This is a genomic window from Pseudomonas cremoricolorata DSM 17059 = NBRC 16634 (genome assembly GCF_000425745.1).
In the GTDB taxonomy this organism is placed as follows: Bacteria; Pseudomonadota; Gammaproteobacteria; order Pseudomonadales; family Pseudomonadaceae; genus Aquipseudomonas; species Aquipseudomonas cremoricolorata.
Genome location: NZ_AUEA01000006.1, coordinates 1 through 18,706, shown reverse-complemented (window position 1 = coordinate 18,706; position 18,706 = coordinate 1). Strand labels below are relative to the sequence as shown.

Below are 18,706 nucleotides of genomic sequence, written 5' to 3'. Positions count from 1 at the left end.
AGCCCGCCCTTGCGGGCTTTGTCTTGTCTGGAGCATTAACCCATGAACCTCAAGAAAGTGGCCGCTGGCGATGAGCCGGTGGCGGCGGTGCCCGCGCGCGTGACGTTTACCGACACCACTTACACCTCGCGCTCGCTGTTCCTGCAACAGGGCGACACGCTGCGCCAGTTCGACGTGGTCGCCCAGCGGCTGAGCGTGGCGGGCGACGACGCCGAGGGCCTGGCCTTCCTCGAAAGCCAGTCCGAGCTGCAGCGGCTGGGCAGCTGAGCATGATCGGCCTGGACCGCCGCACCGGGCAACCGGCCAGCGGCCTGGATCACCTGCGCCAATCCATCGAAGACATCCTGACCACGCCCTTGGGTAGCCGACGCATGCGCCCGGACTACGGCTGCAACCTGCGCCGCTATGTCGACCTGCCGGTCAACGACGGCTGGAAGAGCGCCGTGCAGGCCGAGGTGGCCCGAGCGCTGGCCCGCTGGGAGCCGCGTCTGCAGCTGGAGCGGGTCAAGGTGGTGTCGGTAGTCGGCGGCCAGATCGGGCTGCTGCTGAGCGGCCAGTACCTGGGCGACTCGGCCGTATTGGAGATAACCGCATGATCGATCTTTCCCTGTTACCACCGCCGGACGTGGTCGAGACGCTGGAGTTTGAAGCGCTCTATCAGGACATGCTCGACACGTTCCGCGCGTACATGGACGACCAGTGGACGGCGGAGCTGGAGTCCGATCCCGTGGTTAAGCTGCTGGAGGTCGCGGCCTACCAGCGCATGCTGAGCCTGGCGCGAGTCAACGCGGCGGCCAAGGCCAGTCTGCTGGCCTACGCCAAAGGCGCGGATCTCGACAACCGCGCGGCCGACTACGGCGTGCAGCGGCTCACCCTGCAGGAAGCAGATCCCGACGCCATGCCGCCGGTGGACGCGGTCATGGAAGGTGACGAAGCGCTGCGCTATCGCACGCGGCTGTCGCTGGAAGCGCTGTCTGTCGCCGGCAGCCGCGGTGCCTACGAATACCACGGTCTGACGGCCTCGGCCGAGCTGAACAATGTGTCGGTCGATTCCCCGCGCTTTTCCGGGGTGGCGGTGCCGGTAGAGGCGCGGGCGCTGCTGCCGACCGGGGCTATTGTGCTGGTCTGCGACGATGCCGCCGGCCTGACCAACCCCCTGCCGGGCGATGTATCCCTGGCCGTGCTGGCCCGGCCGGAGAGCACCGTGGAGGCCGGCGAACTGGTCGCGACGGTAGAGGCGGCGCTATCGGCCGAGAGCGTGCGGCCGATCACCGACCGACCGCGTGTGCAGGTGGGCATTGCCACCGACTTCGTCGTGCAAGCCGTGCTGCAAGTGGAGGCAGGCCCCGACCCGACCGTGGTCAAGGCTTCGGCGCGCAAAAGCCTGAACGCGGCCCTGGCCGAGGCGCGCAAGCTGGAGGGGCAGATGCCGCTTTCGGCCATCTATGCAGCGTTGCACGTCACCGGGATCAGCAAGGTCGAGCTGCTGCAGCCGCGCGAAGGCGTGAGCTGTGACAAGCGCCATTACCCCAACTGCACGTCGGTGGTGATCAAGTGAGCCTGCTACCACTCAACGCCACGCTGCTGGAACGTGCGTTGGAGGCCGCCTGCGGTCAGGGCATCGACCCGGAGATCATTCGGGGCATTGCCGACTCGACGCGCTGCCCGGCGCACTTCCTGCCCTGGCTCGGCTGGGCGCTCAAGGTCGAAGGCTGGGAGGCGGCCGACACCGAGGCCGACCGCCGCGAGCTGATCCGTGAAGCCATTCCGGTACACAAGACCAAGGGCACGCTGGGAGCCGTGCGCCGGGTGCTCAAGGCCGTGCGGGTTAACGCTGAGGTCAAGGAGTGGCATCAGGTGCCCAACGCGGCGCCGTACACCTTCGAAGTCACGGCGTGGGCCAATGACAACCGCGCGGGCGAGGGCAGCGTGCTTTCCCCGCAACTGGGGCAACGTCTGCGCGCCCTGGTCGACGCAACGAAGAACGAGCGTAGCCAATACACATTCCGCCTCGGCGCACGCTTCGACGGTGGCCTGGTGGTCGCCAATGCCACGCGAGCACGGGCGCTGCAGCGCCTGCAGGTGGAATTGCAGCCGGTGCCGATCGACACCGCCGTGCAGGGTTTGCAGCTGGCAAACGCTACGCGTGCGCTTACGGTCGCTCGGCGCTCGGTCGAGGCCCAAGGCATCCCCCTCAACGCAGAATCGGGCATCAGGGTCGCCAATGCGGCCCGTGCCCTTGTCGTCGTGCGCGTCACGATGGAGGCCGTTACATGAGTACACCGTTACAACCCATCATCACCAAGGCGGGTCTGGCAGCCATTTTCCGGGCCGACAAGACCGGCATTTCTGCGCAGATTACCCATGTGGTGCTCGGCACCGCTGGCTACACGCCCTCGAACGATCAGGAAAGTCTGGTCTCACAGACGGCAAAGTTTCCCATTGCCGGCGGTGAGCGGCTAAGCCCGACCCTGCTGCACCTGACGGCGCTGGCCGACGATAGCCGCAGCTACTGGGTCAAGGAAATCGGCTTTCTGCTGAGCGACGGCACGTTGCTGGCGGTCTGGTCGGACCCATCCACCCCGCTGACGTACAAGCCCGCAAGCAGCAGCGTGCTGCTGGCCTACGACGTGTCGTTGTCGGCCCTGCCGGCGGACAGCGTGACCATCGTCAGCAACGAAGCCGGGCTGAGCCTCAGTCTGGCGGCGCCGTTGGCCGCACAGGCGCAGGCGCTCATTGCCGAGCAGCTGCGCGGCTTGTTGCGTCAGGAGCAAATCGAGCAGCAGGCAGTCAAGCAGCGTCTTGCCGGCGAAGCCATCGCGGGTCTGCTGCTGCGCATGAAAGACGCCGAACAGAACGCCGCTGCCGTGCGAGAGGACCAGCTCAGTAGCTCGCTGGCCCTGGCCTCGGCGGTGGCCGGTGGGCAGCTCCGTGAGCTGCAGCGTCAGGATCAGCTCGACGACCTGGCCGCGCGACAGGGCCGCACCGAGGCTCGCGCGGACAATCAAGGCCAACGCCTGAAAACGGTTGAGCTGCGCCAGGACACCGACCGGGAGGGCTTGTTGAGTCTCGCCATCTGCAACACGGCGGCCATCGTCGCCCTGCAAACCCAAACCATGAAAACCGTTTACGGAGAATGACAGAGCATGAGTCTCGAAAGTGATGTAGCCAATCTGGTTACCCAGAACACCAAGCTGATCGACTTCTTTGGCAGCAAGAAAGCCGGCATCGAAGCCGCAGTGGCTGCCGCCATCGCCGCCATCCCGGAAACTGTGCGGACCTGGTACGTCGATCAGGTCAACGGACTGGACACCAACCCCGGCACTAAGGAAGCGCCGTTCAAGACCGTCAACAAGGCCATCAACGCTACGCCCAACTACGGTATGTGCACCATTGAACTGTTGTCCGATTACGTGATGACTGATCGCGTGTCGATGAAGTGCTCGACCTTGGTCCTGTCGGGCGGCACCAGTGGTTTCAAGGTGATCCCCAAGTACTACCCGATCATGTCCGGCGATGTTGCTACCTCCACCGCCATGGGCGGTTTCAACCTCGTTACCTACTCCAACAGCGTGGAGCTGCGCAACACCACTCTGGAGCTGCCAAGCAGCGCCGGGGTGTCGCCTACACCGCCTTCCATGAGCTTGAACACCGGTTTCCTGCGCACCAACAGCACCGGCGGTGTGCCGCCTGTGATTGGCCTGGCCCTGTCGGCCGCCAAGGTGACGGCGCCGTCAGACTTCATCGGTGCGCTGATCGGCAACACGGTGGCCTCGGTCTCTCTAATCACCATCAGCACGTCGTTCCCAAGCGGATTCGGCGGCAAATACATCATGGGCATTGCCTCCGGTACTGCGCCCAAAGATACCAACAACGTGCTGAGCAACCTTGCCAGCCTGTAAGGAACCCAACATGCAGAAAATGAACCTCAATGTCGTGTTCGACGGCCAGTCGCTGACTGGCTTCCAATTCGGTGAGCTGCCACTGGGCGCTGCCATGCTGGTGGCCCAACAGCAAATCGATCAAGCCGCCGACCTGGCCCGCCTGGCCGTGCTCGGTGAGCCGCTGCGCGTCGTCGAATACAACGTCGCAGCCCATGAGGCGCGAGCGTTCGCAGATGCCGACTACAGCGGCGAGGTGCCGCCGTCGGTGCAGGCCTGGGTCGATGCTGCAGGTCTGAGCGCGTGGGAAGCTGCAGACGACATTCTGGCGAAAGCGGCGGCCTGGAAAGAGGCGTTGTACAAGCTGCGCGCCATCCGCCTCAAGGGCAAGCAGGACGCGGCCAAGGCTACGACCCACGCTGCCATCGAGGGCATTGCAGACACTGCCATCGAGGCCATCAAAGCCAGCGTGCAGGGCGTCGGCAACGCCGCCTAAATCCACCGGCAACACCGTCAACCCCAAGGGCCGCTAAGCGGCTTTTTTTGTGCCTGGAGGGCACTGATGAACCGTACCCATCTTGAACATGTGGTCGCCGCGCTGCTGATCATGGCCGCCGTGTCGGGCCTGGTGTATCTGCTCGGCCTGCCGGCCGGCCACTGGCTCGGCGCCACGGCCGCCGTCTCGTTCTTCGTCGGCCGCTAGTACACCCAGGGCGAACGCTACATCGCGCACAGGGTGTCGCTGCACATCAGCCATCTGCGCTGGTACGACGGGCTGCGGGTCTGGCGCTGGACGCGCGACGGCCAGCTCGACCTGCTCTGTCCCCTGCTGGCCTGTCTGGTCGCGGCGCTGCTGCTGCAGTGGTTGCCGTTGCTGCTTTGAGCCTACCCCGACCCGCAGCAATCCTTTACCTATCCATTCCCCAGGCCGTGCACGTCGCGGCCTGCTGCTTTCTGGAGTTTTTCCATGCCTGGTTTCTTTCACGGCGTTACCGTAACGAGTGTTGACACCGGGGCGCGCAACGTCTCGCTGCCGTCGTCCTCGATCATTGGCCTGGTCGATACCTTCACCGAGGGTGCCACCGCCACGGCCAAGGTGGGCGACCTGGTGCTGATCACCAACGAGCGCGAGGCGGTCGCGGCCTTCGGCCCGGCCTCGGCCATTACCCAGGCGTGTCTGGCGATCTACACACGCTCCAAGCCGGTGATTGTCGCCTCGGGCGTCGCCAAGGTCACCGACAGCGCTGCGCAGATCTCCGCCGTTATCGGCGGCGTGCAGGCCAACGGCAAGCGGACCGGGCTGCAGGCGCTGCTCGACGGCAAGAGCCGATTCAACGCCCAGCCCCGGCTGATCGTCGCGCCCAAGCACAGCGCGACCCAGGCGGTGGCGACCGCCATCGATGCGCTGGCTGGCAAGCTGCGCGCCGTGGGCATTATCGACGGCCCCGGTACCACCGATGAGGCGGCGCTGGCTTACGCCAAGCAGTTCGGCTCCAAGCGTCTGTTCCTGGTCGACCCCGGCGTGCAGCTGTGGGACACGGTGACCAGCAAGACCATCGATGCACCGGCCTCGGCCTGGGCGGCTGGTGTGTTCGCCTACACCGACAGCGAATATGGATTCTGGGCCTCGCCCTCGAACAAGGAGTTCGTCGGCATTACCGGCACCACCCGCGCCATCGAGTACCTGGACGGCGACGAGAGCTGCCGGGCCAACCTGCTCAACAACGCAAACATCACCACGATCATCCGCGACGACGGCTTCCGTCTGTGGGGCAACCGCACGCTGTCCAGCGATTCGAAATGGGCGTTCGTCACCCGCGTGCGCACGATGGACATGGTCATGGACGCCATCCTCTACGGCCACAAGTGGGCGGTGGACCGGGGCATCACCTCGACCTACATCCGCGACGTGACCGAAGGCCTGCAGGCGTTCATGCGCGACCTCAAGGCCCAGGGCGCGATCATCAACTTCGAGGTCTACGCGGACCCCGTGCTCAATACGTCCAGCCAGCTGGAGCAGGGCAAGGTGTACTGGAACATCCGCTTCACCGACGTGCCCCCTGCCGAAAACCCCAACTTCCGCGTGGAGGTCACCAACCAATGGCTGACCGAAGTGCTCGATCAAGTCGCTTAAGGAGCGCAGCACATGGCAATGATTCCCGAAATCCTGGCGAACATGAACATGTTTGCCGACGGCATCAGCTTTCAGGGCGACGTGCCGAGCCTGACCCTGCCCAAGCTCACGCTCAAGACCGAAGAGCACCGCCCCGGCGGCATGGACATGCCCATCGAGATGGACGTGGGCATGGAGAAGATGGAAGCCAACTTTGTCACCACCGGGGTGCGCAAGGAATCGCTGAAGTTCTTTGGCCTGGCCGATGGCAACGCATTCAACGGCGTGTTCCGTGGCTCGTTCAAAGGCCAGCGCGGTGAAACCAAAGCGGTCATCGTCACTCTGCGCGGCACGCTCAAGGAACTGGAAATGGGCGACTGGAAGCCCGGTGACAAAGCCGAGAACAAGCACGGCATCGCCGTCACCTATTACAAGCTCGAAGTCGGCGGCGAGGTCATCTACGAGATCGATCCGATCGGTATGAAGCGCGTGATCAACGGCGTCGACCAGCTCGCCAGCCAGCGCCGCGACCTGGGCCTGTAACCCACCAGAACCCTCTCCAGCACATTCACAAGGATCCGACACATGAGCAAGCCACAACCAAAGTTCCTGACCCTGGACGCTGAAAGCGCGACCATCAAACTGACCAAGCCGGCCACGCTGAACGGCGTCGAGCAGGACACCATCAAGCTGCGCGCCCCGACCGTGCGCGATATCCGTAACTCCACTGCGACCAGCAGTTATGACGACGAGCAGCGCGAGCTGAACCTGTTCGCGACGCTCGCCCAGGTCGGTGTCAGCGATCTCGAAGAGCTGCCCTACAAGGACTACAACCGCATCGCCACCGGTTACAACTTTCTGGTGCGAGAGGACGGGGTTTAACCCGGTCGTGCAGAAACAGGCCGCCAAGCGCTTGGCGGCCGAGCTTAATTTCTCGGCCGCAGAGCTGACGACCATGACCTTCGCGGACATGGTCTGGTGGCTGTCCGACTGAGCCCGGAGGATGATCGATGGCGGGCAAACTCGCGTTATCCCTGGTCATCGGCGGTGTGGTTTCGTCGACGGTCGGCTCGGCGCTCGGTACCGTCAAAAGCGGCATCAAGCAGCTGGAGCAGCAGGGCAACAGGGCCAAGGTGCTCAAAAGCACCATTGGCGAAACTATCAAGCTGCGCGATGAATGGAAGCGCGCCCACGACACCGGTGCCGCCGGTGCCGACAAGCTGCAGAGTCGGTTCGAGCGCAACCTCAAGACCTTGCGCGATCAAGGGATCGAGGTCGGGCGGCTTGGCCGCGAATACCAACGCCTTGGCCGCGAGGCGAAAGCTGTAGATCTGCAGATCAAGGGCCGCGTGCAGATCGATGACGGCGTGAAGGGCCTCAAGTCCAATGCCGGCCGCGCCATGGCATTGACCGGCGCGCTCGCCATCCCGACGAAGGTGTCCGGCGACTATCAGGCGAACATTCGCCAGATGGCGCTGTGGGCACACATCGCCGGCGAAGGTGAAGAGCAGCAGATGGCCGACCGGATCGCCAAGGTGGCGGCCGACGTCGGCATGGGTCAACAGGCGCTGGCCACGGCGGTGGGCGGCCTGATCGAGAAGGGCATCGATTGGCAGGAGTCGGTCGACTATGCCCCGCTCATTGCCGACCTGATTGACGGCCAAGGCATGGAAGGCGAGACCATTGCAACGCTGTTCAGCGCCTTCAAGGAAGCGGGCGTCAAGAAGGAAGACATGGGCGCCATGCTCGGCCAGGTGGCCGCTGCAGGTGACATCGGTGCGTTCGGTCCCAAGGACATGGCGCGCTACATGCCAAGCCTGTTGGGCACCATCAAGACGCTGGGCATGGAAGGCCCCGAGGCGGTCCGGTTCCTGGGCGCAAGTCTGCAGTCGCAGTACAAGCAGACCCAGGACTCGGCTGCAGCCGCCACCAACATGAACAACCTGCTGAACGCGGTCATCAGCAGTACCAGTCAGGAGCGCTTTGCCAAGGAAGGCATCGACCTTGCCGGTTCCATTGGCAGAGCGGTCAAGACCGGCAAGGCAGCAAACCCGGTTGAGGCGTACATCAAGCTCACCGATGTGCTGCTCAAGCAACAGAACCCGACCAAGTTCAAGGAAGTGCAGGCGCTCAAGAAGCGCATTCAGGAAAGTGCGGAGGGCAGCGCTGAGGAAGCTCAGGCCATGGCCTCGCTGCTGCAGTCGGCCGGCCTTGCGACCATCGTCAGCGATCAGTCGGCCAGTGCGGGTTTGCTGGCTCAGATCAAGTATGGCGATGTCATCAAGGACGACATGGCCACCATCAAGGACACCGATGGCAAGGCCAAGATCGAAGGCGACGCCGGCAAGGCGCGCGATACCTCGAATGCAAAATGGGGCACGGTCAAGGCGGGCAGTGAAGCAGCGCTGACGAAAATCGGTGACGCCATCCGGCCACTCACGGACCGTGCGGCCGATGTTATCGGCCAGATCGCCTACAAGATTGGCGAGCTGGCAGACAAGGCACCGAACGTCGTCGCTGGTATCATGGGCATCAGTGCAGCGCTGATCGCGGTCGGGTCCGCCTGGAGCACGTTCAAGATCGGCAAAGGGATCTTCGACCTGGCCCGAGGCAAGCTGCTGGGCGGGATCGGTGGCAAGAACGAGATCCAGAAGGTTTTTGTCACCAACCACGCCGAAGGCGGCGAGGGTGGTGGGAACGGCGGCAACGGCGACTCTCGGCGCTCCAGAGTTCTCGGCCTGCTGCAGGCGGGGCTCAAGGTTTTCAAGAAAGACGAACCCGCCGAGGCCGGTGGCGGGGATGGCGGTGAACCGGGCGAGGGCGCGCCTGCAGGTGATGGAGAGGACAAGCCGGCAGGTGCGTTGGGCCTGGTGGATGCCGGTCTCAAGGTGCTGGATACGTTCCGCGAAGCCAAGGGCGGGGAGGGCGGTGACGGCGATGGGGCGGACGCGGGTCCGCAGAAAGTCTTCGTGGTCAACGTCGCTGACTTCCGGGGGATCGGTAGCAGCGTCGGTGGTCGGCGTGGCAGTCGTCGGCAGGGACGGCGCAATGGCGGCAGCGCCGGCAGTGGTCGAAATAACGGACGTCGGCGTAATCGCGGCGGTACCGGCGGAAACGACCGCTCGACCGGGCCGCGTCCGCCGCGACCTCCGCGACCGCCTGCGCCGCCACCTGTACCGCCGCCCACGCGGCTGCGCCGGATCGGCTCGGCGCTGGGCGCGGTAGGCGGCAAGGTTTCCATGGTGGGCAAGCGACTGCCGGGCGGTGCGTTGTTCGACGCCGGCATGTCGATGATGAAAACCGCCATGACCGCCAAGACGCGGGAAGAGAAGGTCGAAGGCTACGGCACGGCGGCAGGAGGCCTGGCCGGGTCACTGGCAGGCGCAGCCGCCGGTGCGGCCATTGGTTCGGTGGTGCCTGTGATCGGTACCGCCATTGGTGGCGCTGTTGGGGCTGCCCTAGGCGGCATGGGCGGCGAGTCGCTGGGGAGCTGGCTGAGCAAGCGGCTGTTCGGCGACGACGAAGAGGAAGGCAAGTCCAAGGACAAAGCCAAGCCCGGGGATGGGGATGAGACGGCACCGATTGAACCGGGAACAGCGGCGAAGCCTGCAGCCGAACCCGCGCCCCTGACCGTCAATCCCATCGCGTTGCCAGCTGCAGCGCCATCGGCTCGGCCCGTCATCGCGACGGCACCTGTGGTCAATGTGAGCAACAACGCATCGGTGCAGACGTTGCCGGTGCCGGCGCTGGGCCAGGTTGTTCGTGAGCCAGTGCCTGCGCCAGTGCCACCTGCGCTGCCGGTCATTGTGGAGCGCAGCGCGGGACAGACACCTGTCGCAACCGCGCCGCTGGTAGCTCCACCGCTGCCACCTGTATCGCCTGCGCGCAGCATTGCCGCTCCAGCGCCGCAGGTGACGGTCAACGCCGCTGCTCCTGCTGCACCTGTAGTAAACGTTACTGGCCCAAGCCTTCAGCGGCCTACCGCTGCGCCTCAGCGCCCGCTGACGCAAGTGATAGGAAAGACGGTACCGGAGCGGCTGGCAGCGCCGACCGAGCCTTCAGAGCCTGCGCAAGTCCGGCCTGTTGTGGTCGCCCAAGCGCCGGAGGCGGCAACGGATCGCCATGCGCGAGTTCAGCTTGTGCCCGCTTTGTCGCCTGCAATGGGCGACGCGTTACGCGACATCGCGCAGACCAACGCGCGCGTGGTACCTGCGCCCCGGCCTGAGCGGGCTGTCGTGGTCAGCCCGGTTGTGCCAATCCAGCCTGTGACCGCTACGCCGGTCGCGCAACAGCAGGTGGCTGCACTGCCGCCTGCCTTGGGTGAAGCCTTGCGGGAGCGGTCCAAAGCCAAGATCCCAACGCCGCCTCCAGCGCGGGCCGATGCCGCCAAGCCAGCGACTATGGAGCAGCCTGCGGTTGATCGTGCGGTGCTTGATTTTCCACCTGCGCCGCCGTCGCCGCTTGGCAGCGTTCTGCGCAGCGAGCTGACAAGAATCAAGCCTGAAGCACCGTCGCCGGTTGTCCTGCGTCCCATCGCGGCACTGGCCGCAGCGGAGCCAACTCCGGTGGCGCGGCTGCCCGAACCAACGCCTTTGGTTCTGCCCGAACGGCCGGCGCAGCGTGTGGATCGCCCTCCATACCCCGCGCCGTCGACCAGCAAGACCGTGCCCAATGACATCGGCGAAATCGTCAGGCGAATGGACCGGCCTCAGGCTCAGCTGGTGAAGCTTCCCGAGGCCTCGAAGCCGGCCAGCGTGCCAGCGCCGAAGCCGCCAAAGGTCGAGCAGACGTTTACGTTTGCCCCGCACATGCCCATCACCGTGCAAGGCGACGTGAAGGACAGTGCGCAAATCGTGCGAGACATTGAAGCGCCGCTGCGCCGCCTGTTCGAGCAGTTCATGCGCGAAAGCAACCAGCGGATGTCGTCCGTCCAACTGTTCGACGCCCCACACGTTTAAGGAGGTGCCATGGCCTACATGGAACAGCTGCAATCGAGCCTCAGCGGATTGGTCGCAGCCGGGGAGGCTGGCCGCAAGGATCTGGACGGCATGATGGGGCCGCTCAACGGCGCTATCGGAAGCATCACCGGAGCGGCGGCCGACCTTGAGAGCATCCCCTTTGTCGGACCCGTCGCCGGGCAGAAACTGGGCCGGGTGATGCGTGGCATTGGTGCTGCACAAGCGCGGGTCGGCCAGGTGGCTGCAACGTACAGCCGGGCTGTTTCCGGGGCGGCCCAGGTGCAGGAGCGCCTGGGCACGTTCAAGCAGCTGGCCGACAAGGCGAAAGCGCAGGTGTCTCGCTTAACGGCCGCCGCCGGGGTGGCAAGCCCTGCACTGAAAAATATCCTGCCCTCGGCTGGGGTCGTTAAAGCGGCGACGCCGGCAGCGGAAGCGGTCGCACCGTTCCCACACTTGCTGATCATTCAGCCGCGAGATCCCAAGCTGCAGCCGTACTACTTCAACCTCGACACCGCCGCCTTCGAGGAACTGCGCCGGCAGGCGTTGTTCCGCTGGGCTGGCCAGGAGCGCCTGCGCCGCTCGACCGCACAGCAGGCCGTTGGCCTGGGCGAGGAAAAGATCACGCTCAAAGGCGCGATCTTCCCTCACCACAAAGGCGGCCTGAAGCAACTCAACGTGCTGCGCAGCATTGGCCGGCGTCTGCAGCCGCTCAATCTGGTCACTGGCTTTGGCGAGGTACTGGGCAACTGGTGCCTGGTCAGCATCGAGGAAGAGCAGAGCAACCTGCTGGCCGGCGGCATTCCCCGAAAACAAGGCTTCACCCTGGAGTTTGTGAGCTATGGCGACGACCTGCAGAACGTCTGAAGGAGATCTACTGGACGTGATCTGCCAGCACCACTACGGCCACCTCAACGGCACAGTCGAAGCCGTGCTCGAGCAGAACCCGGATCTCGCCAGGCAGGCGCAGCCATACCGCGCCGGCCTGCAGATCCTGTTGCCCGAGTTGTCGGCGGCCACCGTGGAGCTGCTGCAGCTGTTCGACTGACCGTAACACCTCACTGACCCCGCCCTGTGCGGGGTTTTCTGTTTCTGGAGCGCCTATGAAACCTGCTTTTCGGATAGTCGCGGATGGCAAGAACATCACCGCGCTGATCAACGACCGTCTGCTGTTGCTGCGCACTTCGGACAAACCCGGTACCGAGTCGGACGAATTCGAGCTGCGCATCGATGACCGCGATCAGGCGGTGGCCCTCCCCGCGCGAGGCGGCAAGGTCGAGATCTGGATGGGCTATGAGGGCCACTCGCTGACCCGACTCGGCGCTTACATGGTCGACGAAGTGCAGATGAGCGGCCCGCCGGATGAAATGACCATTCGCGGCAAGGCCAGCGACATGCGCGGCAGCGGCAAGACCGTGCGCAACGGCAATTGGGAGGGCGTCCCGCTCGCGCAGATCGTCAGCGACATCGCCAAGCGCAACGGCTGGGAGGCGGTGTGCCCGACCCAGACCAAGGTCGAGCGCGCCGATCAGCGCAACGAATCAGACTTTAATTTCATCACGCGCCTCGCCAGGCAGTACGACAGCACGGCCAAGGTGGCCGAGGGCAAGCTGCTGGTCATGCCGCGACAAGGTGGGCAGAGCGCCTCCGGCAAGTCGCTGCCGATCATCACCCTCAACAAAACGGATGTGACGCGCTATCAGTTCCGGCTAGGCGACCGCACCACTCAGAAGCAGGTGAAGACCCAGCATCAGGACAAGAAGAGCGGCGTCCTCAAGGTGGTCGAGGTCGACAACGGCGACGTGCCTACGGGCCTGCCCGCCGTGCACACCGACCGCCACATCTACCCCAACAAGACCGCTGCCGAGCAGGCCGCCAAGGCGCGGCTGGCCGCGTTCAACCGCAGCACCGCCGGCGTGCGCCTTGAAATGCCCGGCCGCACGGATCTGTTCGCCGAACGCCGGATCAATGCACAGGGCTTCAAGGTGGGGCTCGATGGCGAGTACCTGGTGGATGGCGTTGAGCAGGTATTCACTCAGTCCGGGTGGACGACCACGGTCGAGTGCAACGGCGGCAAGAAGGGCAAGGCGAAGGCCGCCGGCAAGAAAAAGAAAGAGAAGAAACCCGTCAAGGTCGTGGACCTTTAACCCCCGGCCGGAAGCGGCCGCATGGAGTCAAACACACATGGCAATTACCGTTCACCAGCTGCAGCAGATCTTCCCCAACGCCGGCCAAAGAGCCGGCGTTTTTGTTCCTGGCCTGAATGCCACGCTAGGCAAATACGCGATCATCACCCGCCTGCGCATGGCCGCATTTCTCGCCCAAGTTGGGCACGAGTCTGGCCAGTTGCGCTACGTGCGCGAACTGGGCAGCGACGCCTACCTCGCCAAGTACGACACCGGCCGCCTCGCACAGCGCCTGGGCAACACGCCCGAAGCCGACGGCGACGGCCAGCTTTACCGGGGCCGTGGTTTGATTCAGGTCACCGGCCGCAGCAACTACCGCGACTGCAGCGAGGCGCTGTTCGGTGACAGCCGCTTGTTGAACACACCGGATCTGCTCGAACAGCCGGTTTATGCCTCGCTGTCGGCCGGCTGGTTCTGGCAGCGGGCAGCGCTCAACAGCCTGGCCGACAAGGTGACTCGCGCCGACGATGCGGTGTTCGAGCAGATCACACGGAAAATCAACGGTGGCACCAACGGCCTGGCAGATCGCCAGGCGCTCTACCGGCGTGCGCTTGAGGTGCTGCAGTGATCCTGCCGGCGTGGTTGCCGACGGTGGCGGCGTTGACCGCAGGCGTCGTAATCGGCGGGGCAGGAGCGTGGTTGTGGCAAGCGAACGACTACAGCCGTCAACTGGCCGAGCAATCAGCTGACTACAGTCGACAGCTGCAGGATCTGCGCGCTGCCAGTGGCCATGAGCGCGAGCAAGCAGCAGCTGCGGCGCTTGACCAGATAGCCGAGCAACAGGCACAGCGCCGTGACCTGGAGGAACGCCTGGCACAGCAGGCACAAACGCATTCAAAGGAGTTGCACGATGCTCAACAAACTCAAGCTCGCTTGCGTGATCGGCTGGCTACCAGCGATCTGCGGCTGTCAGTCCTTGTCGACGCCGGAGCCTTTGCCGCCCAGGGTTGTGACGGTGGGGTGCGAGAAACCGCCGGCACCGCAGGCCTGGTTCATGGAGCCATTCGAGCCGACCTTGACCCAGCGCATGCTCAACGAATTATCGCGATCACCGACGAAGGTGATCGAGGACTGATCGCACTCAAGGTCTGTCAGGCCTATGTGCGCGAAACAACCCGCTGAAAAGAAGCGAGCCGGGCGGATGCGTCAACATCAAGCCCGGCCCGCCGAACCCGCAGACTCTCCCTGCAAGTCCAGCCTAGGCTCCTGCTTCGTGCACAAAGCGCGGCGAGCCTAACACCTGTTTATCCATACAGTAAAGACTTGCGACTCTATGACCTCCCCCATCATTCCCTGGATGGGCGGCAAACGCCGCCTAGCCGACCGCTTGATCCCCCTCTTTCCCCCTCATGAATGCTACGTCGAAGTCTTCGCCGGCGGCGCCGCGTTGTTCTTCATGCGTCCTCAGCCCGCGCCGGTCGAAGTCCTCAACGACCTCAATGGCGACTTGGTTACCCTCTACCGCGTTGTGCAGAATCACCTAGAAGAGTTCGTGCGCCAATTCAAATGGGCCCTCAGCTCGAGGCAGATCTTCGAGTGGCAGAAAATGACACGGCCCGAAACGCTCACCGACATTCAGCGCGCAGCCCGGTTTTTCTATCTGCAGCAGCACGCCTTCGGTAGCAAGATCACGAGTCAGGTATTCGGTACCGCTACTACCGGCCCTGCAATCAATCTGCTTCGCATCGAAGAAAACCTTTCCGCAGCGTGGCAGCGCTTGGCAGGAACGTATGTAGAAAACCTGCCTTGGCTCACGTGCGCAGAGCGCTACGATCGACCGCATACCTTTTTCTACATGGACCCCCCTTATTGGGGCACCGCAGGCTACGGCTTAGATTTCCCGTTCCAAGAATACGAGCGCATGGCCGAGTTCATGCGCACTTGCAAAGGCAAGGTCATGGTCAGTATTAACGACCACCCGGACATTCGCCGAGCGTTCGACGGCTTTCACTTCGAGCATCTCGAAATTCGGTATAGCACTACGAACCAGCGCCACGTCCAAGCGCACGTGACAGGCGAGCTGGTGATCATGAACTGGAAGCCGGCCAGCTTGGGTCAGCTGTTTTAGTTCCTCTCGGCGCTCGGAGCCGGGGTGCGAGGTCACCTACACTGTGCCTTCTAAGCCCAGCAGGTAGAGTCATGAAGCGGACGATTGCAGGACTGGCGAGCGCTGGTGAGCCCTTGATCCAAGAGGCAATCGCCGCTCTACGGGTTTATCACCAAGCGCAGGCGAAGGGTTCGCCTGCTGCTGAGGTCGAGCGACTGCGGTTGGTGGCTGAGTCAGCGTTTCAAGCCGTTACGGATTACCAGCTGTACGCCTCCGGCCAGATCTCGATCACGAAGCATTAACCGTCCAGCCGGAGGGTATTCTCAAGCGCGCAAAATTCTGAGTAGGATACTGTTCTTATATACAGTATTGGTGTGCCATGTATTTCCTACTCGTTCGCCGTCGCGAGCATGGAGTGGCCATCCCAGCCGACCAAATCAGGAGGATGACCCCTATGCATGCCGACGTTCACATTATTAATTGCCACAGCGATCCGCTTAACCGCTTTGCGACCCAGGCGTGGGTGTTCAACCCAGCGCCCGGGCCCGACGTTATCCCACGGCTGCACGACGCCAAGATCAGCAACATGGCTCAACTAGGCATGCATATCTCGGGCGTTGAAGAGATAGACGGCGTGCTGTACGCGCAGTCCTGGTGGTGCAGGGTGTGCTCATGAGGGGGATTCCGAAGGCATGGAAGGATGAACTGGATGACCGCTACGAACTCCTGACAGATCCTGACAGCCGAGAGGCGGTGCTCAGTGAGATGGCCCATGCGGCCTGGAAGCGAGGGGAGGTGGGAGACGCTGAGCTGTCCGACATGCTCGAGCTTGCCGAGGCCGGTCGATTATGGGCGCTGCAGGAGTTGGAGTTCTTGGTGGGATTAGACGAAGTGTTTCCGATACCGGAGCTGATTGCCAGGGACAGGGTGATTGAAAAGCTGCACACCATCACCGTGGAAAATAAACCAACGCCGTATACAGGAGGTTGGAAGCATTTGGATATTCCGGTCGTGCACACAAATGGAGGTGCGGAAACTTGGCTGGAGTTCGACAAGTCGCGCGGGGCTGATTAGGCGGACACTCAACCAGTCGAGGGCATCGCTGAGAAGCTTGATGGTGAACTGGTTGCGCTTAAGGCGTGTCAAGCGTGCGCGCCTGAGATAATCAATCGATGAATGCAGGAGGCCATAAATTGCAACGCGCCAAGCCGCATCAGCCTTGACTTGCGTTGATTCAGTAGCTCTAATTTAGGAAATAATACTCAGGAGTAGGCCATTGGAAAACCTCATGCGCAGGCTGATGGTTCTCAAGAATTCTTGTTTTGAGTTGAATAAAAAGCTATGTGCCAGCTATGCGGTTGAGACTAATCTGATGCCTCTGGCTGGGTTGAATATGGCGCACAATCATCTTATAAAAGCCATTGAGCTTATTGGCTACTATAATCAAGTTTTGCCTCGGTCAATGCGGGGAAGTATGGAGGAATATCTAAACGATGTTCCGGAGTCTGCGCAAAGACTAATTGATGTTTTGAATGGCTGTTTTGTCGCCATAATGTCATCTTTCGAGTCATGTGCCAGAAAAGCAATTCGATGGGCGCCAAGTGTGTATGGGAAGGTGCCTGACAAGATTTATCTGGTGAATATGATTGAGCGAAGTCGAAAGCTTGGTTGGGTCACGACAGCCGATGAGGTGGTTTGGAAAAAATTTATAAATCTTAGGAATTATCTGGTTCACAATAATGGTGAAGCTCAAACGACAGACTGTTTAGTATTGCCTAGTGGCTTGATCTGGGAGTTTCGCGTAGGCCTGCAGTCTAAGGTGACGTTGAGGCATATTCCAGAAAGCTTGCACTGGCTTGTTGCGGCATATGCAAGTTGGTGTGAGAGGTTCCTTGCGTCATGGCGTGCGTCCTTTAACTACTCTCCAGTTTGGAATAGGCCGTACTCATACAATATTGTTTCTTCACGAGTAATACCACAGTGGGGGGTGGACGACTGGTCTGGGACCGGTCACTGGGTTTGGCAGGTCCAGCCGCCCCACAAACCTGGGGCTTTTTAATCTTGCAGTTTTTGAATTGCCATGGATAGATATAAGTACGAGGAATCATGATGATCGTAATCAATAGAGCTTTTGCTCCCGTTATTCAAGCTCTCGGAGAGCAGGTGTTAGACCTCGTTGCTGAGAATGTCACAGAATTGGTAATGGCTCACCCACCTGTCTCTCATCCTTTGTTCAGTGCATACCGCTTGAGCTTGCTTACGGAGATTCGTGCTTATTTAGCTCGCCCCTCACCGTCTCAGATCGAGTTGGTGACTGCTGCTGAAAATGGCGCGGTTCTTGGTTTCGCATTATGCGGTCTTTCACCTAGTGGTGAATGCGGTGTCTACTACACGGCTGTCAGCAAGGCCCGTCGCAACCAAGGCATTATGAGTTTGATGATGCGTGATATAGTGAGTAGATATTCAGTCATCAGCCTCTCTTGCGACGTGCACCAAGTCTCCCGTTATGAGAGGTATGGATTCGTGCCTGCCTCGGTGCGCAAGAACCATATTGTTATGGTCATAGGTTATCCTCAGGAGGAGACGCCGGTCCTGGATGAGGATCAACTCAAGCAACAGCCGCCGATTTTGCAGGAGCAGTTGGCGGCATCGCGTCGTTCGACCAAGCGCGCGGTCGACCAGGCGAACAAGGCTATGAAGAAACTTCAGAAGGCTGGAGAAGGCAAAGCGAAGCAATATCTAAAGCAGCGCCTGAAGCAGCGAGCAGAGGATCAGCAGCAGCGGGACTTAGGGCAAAATTAGGGCAAATATGAGGCCGTAACAGGCCAAGGTGTGCCAATCGAGGATGTTTGCCCTTGCAGGTTTACTGGCCTAATACGGCCTATGTGCCCAAGCGGGCGGGTTCAAATCCCTACGAATCAGACCATGGTTTTAGCGGCTAGCTACTGGCCCGCTGCTGTGATATCAATGCGGCACCAATCAAGAAATGGAGTCATGGTTGATGAGCACGTATACCTGCCCAAACTGCGGTGAATTGTTCAAAGTCGTCTATACCAGTGGCACCTTTCCCGGGGGAAAAGAGCGAGAGGACATTGATTGTCCAGACTGCTTCACTACAGTCAGCAGCGAAGTGACGAGTGCGACATTGAAAACTGTTGCGCTGAGCGCAGAGGAGAAGGCGGCGTATAAGGCAGGGCGACTCCGTTAGGGCGCCAATGGCCGTCCAAGCGTTTGTATTGGGGCAAAAATGGGGCAACCCGAGGGCCATTCTATGCGCATCTATGCCCTTTTGAGCCCCAATTCGACATGCATAAAAAGCGCCAAAGCCCTTTGCATACGGGGCTTTGGCGCTTTTTCTCGTTAATACTCCAGCACAATCGGGGTGTGTTTGGGTGCTCACTACCTATGGATCTGCGGATTTGCGCCGTCGCTATCAGCGCCCAGCCAGGCTGAAATCTGCGCTGTTGGTTTCATTGCCTCCAACATGGCGTCCATCTGCGCTGTTGGTTTCATTGCCTCCAACA

The 18,706-nt window shown here is 61.9% G+C and carries 24 protein-coding genes; all 24 read left to right on the top strand.

The genetic code is table 11. The features are described from left to right. The first annotated feature begins 42 nt into the window (after positions 1 to 42). The gene (locus tag H618_RS0106725) at positions 43 to 267 is read left to right on the top strand and encodes a hypothetical protein (protein WP_028694339.1); all 225 of its coding nucleotides are present in this window, start codon (positions 43 to 45) and stop codon (positions 265 to 267) included. Positions 268 to 269: 2 nt separating this feature from the next. Next, positions 270 to 596, top strand: coding sequence for a GPW/gp25 family protein (locus H618_RS0106720; RefSeq protein ID WP_028694338.1), 327 nt, complete (start codon positions 270 to 272; stop codon positions 594 to 596). Beyond that, a complete protein-coding gene (locus H618_RS0106715; protein ID WP_028694337.1) occupies positions 593 to 1,558 on the top strand; it encodes a baseplate assembly protein in 966 nt (321 codons plus the stop codon). The genes H618_RS0106720 and H618_RS0106715 overlap by 4 nt, the downstream gene beginning before the upstream one ends. Beyond that, complete coding sequence (locus H618_RS0106710; protein ID WP_028694336.1) at positions 1,555 to 2,277, top strand: phage tail protein I; 723 nt, start codon at positions 1,555 to 1,557, stop codon at positions 2,275 to 2,277. Before H618_RS0106715 ends, H618_RS0106710 begins: the two co-directional genes overlap by 4 nt. Further along, a complete protein-coding gene (locus tag H618_RS0106705; protein WP_028694335.1) occupies positions 2,274 to 3,140 on the top strand; it encodes a phage tail-collar fiber domain-containing protein in 867 nt (288 codons plus the stop codon). The genes H618_RS0106710 and H618_RS0106705 overlap by 4 nt, the downstream gene beginning before the upstream one ends. 6 nt (positions 3,141 to 3,146) lie before the next feature. Beyond that, entirely contained in the window at positions 3,147 to 3,902 is a 756-nt protein-coding gene (locus tag H618_RS0106700) for a hypothetical protein (RefSeq protein WP_028694334.1), read from the top strand. Positions 3,903 to 3,912: 10 nt separating this feature from the next. Beyond that, the gene (locus tag H618_RS0106695; protein ID WP_028694333.1) at positions 3,913 to 4,377 is read left to right on the top strand and encodes a hypothetical protein; all 465 of its coding nucleotides are present in this window, start codon (positions 3,913 to 3,915) and stop codon (positions 4,375 to 4,377) included. Between the two features lie 66 nt (positions 4,378 to 4,443). Then, on the top strand, positions 4,444 to 4,584 hold the full coding sequence (locus tag H618_RS22750) for a hypothetical protein (RefSeq protein ID WP_154660629.1): 141 nt from the start codon (positions 4,444 to 4,446) through the stop codon (positions 4,582 to 4,584). A gap of 33 nt (positions 4,585 to 4,617) precedes the next feature. Further along, positions 4,618 to 4,764, top strand: coding sequence for a hypothetical protein (locus H618_RS22745; protein ID WP_154660628.1), 147 nt, complete (start codon positions 4,618 to 4,620; stop codon positions 4,762 to 4,764). An 84-nt stretch (positions 4,765 to 4,848) separates the two neighbouring features. Next, the gene (locus tag H618_RS0106680) at positions 4,849 to 6,015 is read left to right on the top strand and encodes a phage tail sheath subtilisin-like domain-containing protein (protein ID WP_028694332.1); all 1,167 of its coding nucleotides are present in this window, start codon (positions 4,849 to 4,851) and stop codon (positions 6,013 to 6,015) included. Between the two features lie 12 nt (positions 6,016 to 6,027). Continuing rightward, on the top strand, positions 6,028 to 6,537 hold the full coding sequence (locus H618_RS0106675; protein ID WP_028694331.1) for a phage major tail tube protein: 510 nt from the start codon (positions 6,028 to 6,030) through the stop codon (positions 6,535 to 6,537). Between the two features lie 42 nt (positions 6,538 to 6,579). Further along, a complete protein-coding gene (locus H618_RS0106670) occupies positions 6,580 to 6,876 on the top strand; it encodes a phage tail assembly protein (RefSeq protein WP_028694330.1) in 297 nt (98 codons plus the stop codon). A 128-nt stretch (positions 6,877 to 7,004) separates the two neighbouring features. Next, complete coding sequence (locus tag H618_RS23140; protein WP_050577237.1) at positions 7,005 to 10,952, top strand: phage tail tape measure protein; 3,948 nt, start codon at positions 7,005 to 7,007, stop codon at positions 10,950 to 10,952. Between the two features lie 9 nt (positions 10,953 to 10,961). Next, entirely contained in the window at positions 10,962 to 11,816 is an 855-nt protein-coding gene (locus H618_RS0106655; protein WP_028694329.1) for a phage tail protein, read from the top strand. Further along, positions 11,791 to 11,997 carry a tail protein X gene (locus H618_RS0106650; protein WP_028694328.1) on the top strand — a complete coding sequence of 69 codons (207 nt, stop codon included), beginning with the start codon at positions 11,791 to 11,793 and terminating at the stop codon, positions 11,995 to 11,997. The genes H618_RS0106655 and H618_RS0106650 overlap by 26 nt, the downstream gene beginning before the upstream one ends. A gap of 55 nt (positions 11,998 to 12,052) precedes the next feature. Next, positions 12,053 to 13,096 carry a phage late control D family protein gene (locus H618_RS0106645; RefSeq protein WP_028694327.1) on the top strand — a complete coding sequence of 348 codons (1,044 nt, stop codon included), beginning with the start codon at positions 12,053 to 12,055 and terminating at the stop codon, positions 13,094 to 13,096. 37 nt (positions 13,097 to 13,133) lie between these two features. Beyond that, a complete protein-coding gene (locus tag H618_RS0106640) occupies positions 13,134 to 13,703 on the top strand; it encodes a glycoside hydrolase family 19 protein (RefSeq protein ID WP_028694326.1) in 570 nt (189 codons plus the stop codon). A 2-nt stretch (positions 13,704 to 13,705) separates the two neighbouring features. Next, complete coding sequence (locus H618_RS22340; RefSeq protein ID WP_081673737.1) at positions 13,706 to 14,257, top strand: lysis system spanin subunit; 552 nt, start codon at positions 13,706 to 13,708, stop codon at positions 14,255 to 14,257. A 151-nt stretch (positions 14,258 to 14,408) separates the two neighbouring features. Further along, positions 14,409 to 15,203 carry a DNA adenine methylase gene (locus H618_RS0106625; RefSeq protein WP_028694324.1) on the top strand — a complete coding sequence of 265 codons (795 nt, stop codon included), beginning with the start codon at positions 14,409 to 14,411 and terminating at the stop codon, positions 15,201 to 15,203. 71 nt (positions 15,204 to 15,274) lie between these two features. Continuing rightward, complete coding sequence (locus H618_RS0106620; protein WP_028694323.1) at positions 15,275 to 15,484, top strand: hypothetical protein; 210 nt, start codon at positions 15,275 to 15,277, stop codon at positions 15,482 to 15,484. Positions 15,485 to 15,561: 77 nt separating this feature from the next. Then, entirely contained in the window at positions 15,562 to 15,858 is a 297-nt protein-coding gene (locus H618_RS0106615; RefSeq protein ID WP_028694322.1) for a hypothetical protein, read from the top strand. Continuing rightward, a complete protein-coding gene (locus H618_RS23435; protein WP_211232353.1) occupies positions 15,855 to 16,256 on the top strand; it encodes a hypothetical protein in 402 nt (133 codons plus the stop codon). The genes H618_RS0106615 and H618_RS23435 overlap by 4 nt, the downstream gene beginning before the upstream one ends. 202 nt (positions 16,257 to 16,458) lie before the next feature. Beyond that, positions 16,459 to 17,241: a hypothetical protein gene (locus H618_RS22735; protein WP_154660627.1), complete on the top strand. Its 783-nt coding sequence runs from the start codon at positions 16,459 to 16,461 to the stop codon at positions 17,239 to 17,241. 47 nt (positions 17,242 to 17,288) lie between these two features. Further along, positions 17,289 to 17,984 carry a GNAT family N-acetyltransferase gene (locus H618_RS22335; protein ID WP_081673726.1) on the top strand — a complete coding sequence of 232 codons (696 nt, stop codon included), beginning with the start codon at positions 17,289 to 17,291 and terminating at the stop codon, positions 17,982 to 17,984. Positions 17,985 to 18,706 lie beyond the last annotated feature (722 nt).

What these genes read in the sequence shown, in the direction of transcription:
- H618_RS0106725 (WP_028694339.1), top strand. Translation starts at nt 43, where the DNA reads ATGAACCTCAAGAAAGTGGCCGCTGGCGATGAGCCGGTGGCGGCGGTG.
- H618_RS0106720 (WP_028694338.1), top strand. Translation starts at nt 270, where the DNA reads ATGATCGGCCTGGACCGCCGCACCGGGCAACCGGCCAGCGGCCTGGAT.
- H618_RS0106715 (WP_028694337.1), top strand. Translation starts at nt 593, where the DNA reads ATGATCGATCTTTCCCTGTTACCACCGCCGGACGTGGTCGAGACGCTG.
- H618_RS0106705 (WP_028694335.1), top strand. Translation starts at nt 2,274, where the DNA reads ATGAGTACACCGTTACAACCCATCATCACCAAGGCGGGTCTGGCAGCC.
- H618_RS0106700 (WP_028694334.1), top strand. Translation starts at nt 3,147, where the DNA reads ATGAGTCTCGAAAGTGATGTAGCCAATCTGGTTACCCAGAACACCAAG.
- H618_RS0106695 (WP_028694333.1), top strand. Translation starts at nt 3,913, where the DNA reads ATGCAGAAAATGAACCTCAATGTCGTGTTCGACGGCCAGTCGCTGACT.
- H618_RS22750 (WP_154660629.1), top strand. Translation starts at nt 4,444, where the DNA reads ATGAACCGTACCCATCTTGAACATGTGGTCGCCGCGCTGCTGATCATG.
- H618_RS0106680 (WP_028694332.1), top strand. Translation starts at nt 4,849, where the DNA reads ATGCCTGGTTTCTTTCACGGCGTTACCGTAACGAGTGTTGACACCGGG.
- H618_RS0106675 (WP_028694331.1), top strand. Translation starts at nt 6,028, where the DNA reads ATGGCAATGATTCCCGAAATCCTGGCGAACATGAACATGTTTGCCGAC.
- H618_RS0106670 (WP_028694330.1), top strand. Translation starts at nt 6,580, where the DNA reads ATGAGCAAGCCACAACCAAAGTTCCTGACCCTGGACGCTGAAAGCGCG.
- H618_RS23140 (WP_050577237.1), top strand. Translation starts at nt 7,005, where the DNA reads ATGGCGGGCAAACTCGCGTTATCCCTGGTCATCGGCGGTGTGGTTTCG.
- H618_RS0106655 (WP_028694329.1), top strand. Translation starts at nt 10,962, where the DNA reads ATGGCCTACATGGAACAGCTGCAATCGAGCCTCAGCGGATTGGTCGCA.
- H618_RS0106650 (WP_028694328.1), top strand. Translation starts at nt 11,791, where the DNA reads ATGGCGACGACCTGCAGAACGTCTGAAGGAGATCTACTGGACGTGATC.
- H618_RS0106645 (WP_028694327.1), top strand. Translation starts at nt 12,053, where the DNA reads ATGAAACCTGCTTTTCGGATAGTCGCGGATGGCAAGAACATCACCGCG.
- H618_RS0106640 (WP_028694326.1), top strand. Translation starts at nt 13,134, where the DNA reads ATGGCAATTACCGTTCACCAGCTGCAGCAGATCTTCCCCAACGCCGGC.
- H618_RS0106625 (WP_028694324.1), top strand. Translation starts at nt 14,409, where the DNA reads ATGACCTCCCCCATCATTCCCTGGATGGGCGGCAAACGCCGCCTAGCC.
- H618_RS0106620 (WP_028694323.1), top strand. Translation starts at nt 15,275, where the DNA reads ATGAAGCGGACGATTGCAGGACTGGCGAGCGCTGGTGAGCCCTTGATC.
- H618_RS0106615 (WP_028694322.1), top strand. Translation starts at nt 15,562, where the DNA reads ATGTATTTCCTACTCGTTCGCCGTCGCGAGCATGGAGTGGCCATCCCA.
- H618_RS23435 (WP_211232353.1), top strand. Translation starts at nt 15,855, where the DNA reads ATGAGGGGGATTCCGAAGGCATGGAAGGATGAACTGGATGACCGCTAC.
- H618_RS22335 (WP_081673726.1), top strand. Translation starts at nt 17,289, where the DNA reads ATGATGATCGTAATCAATAGAGCTTTTGCTCCCGTTATTCAAGCTCTC.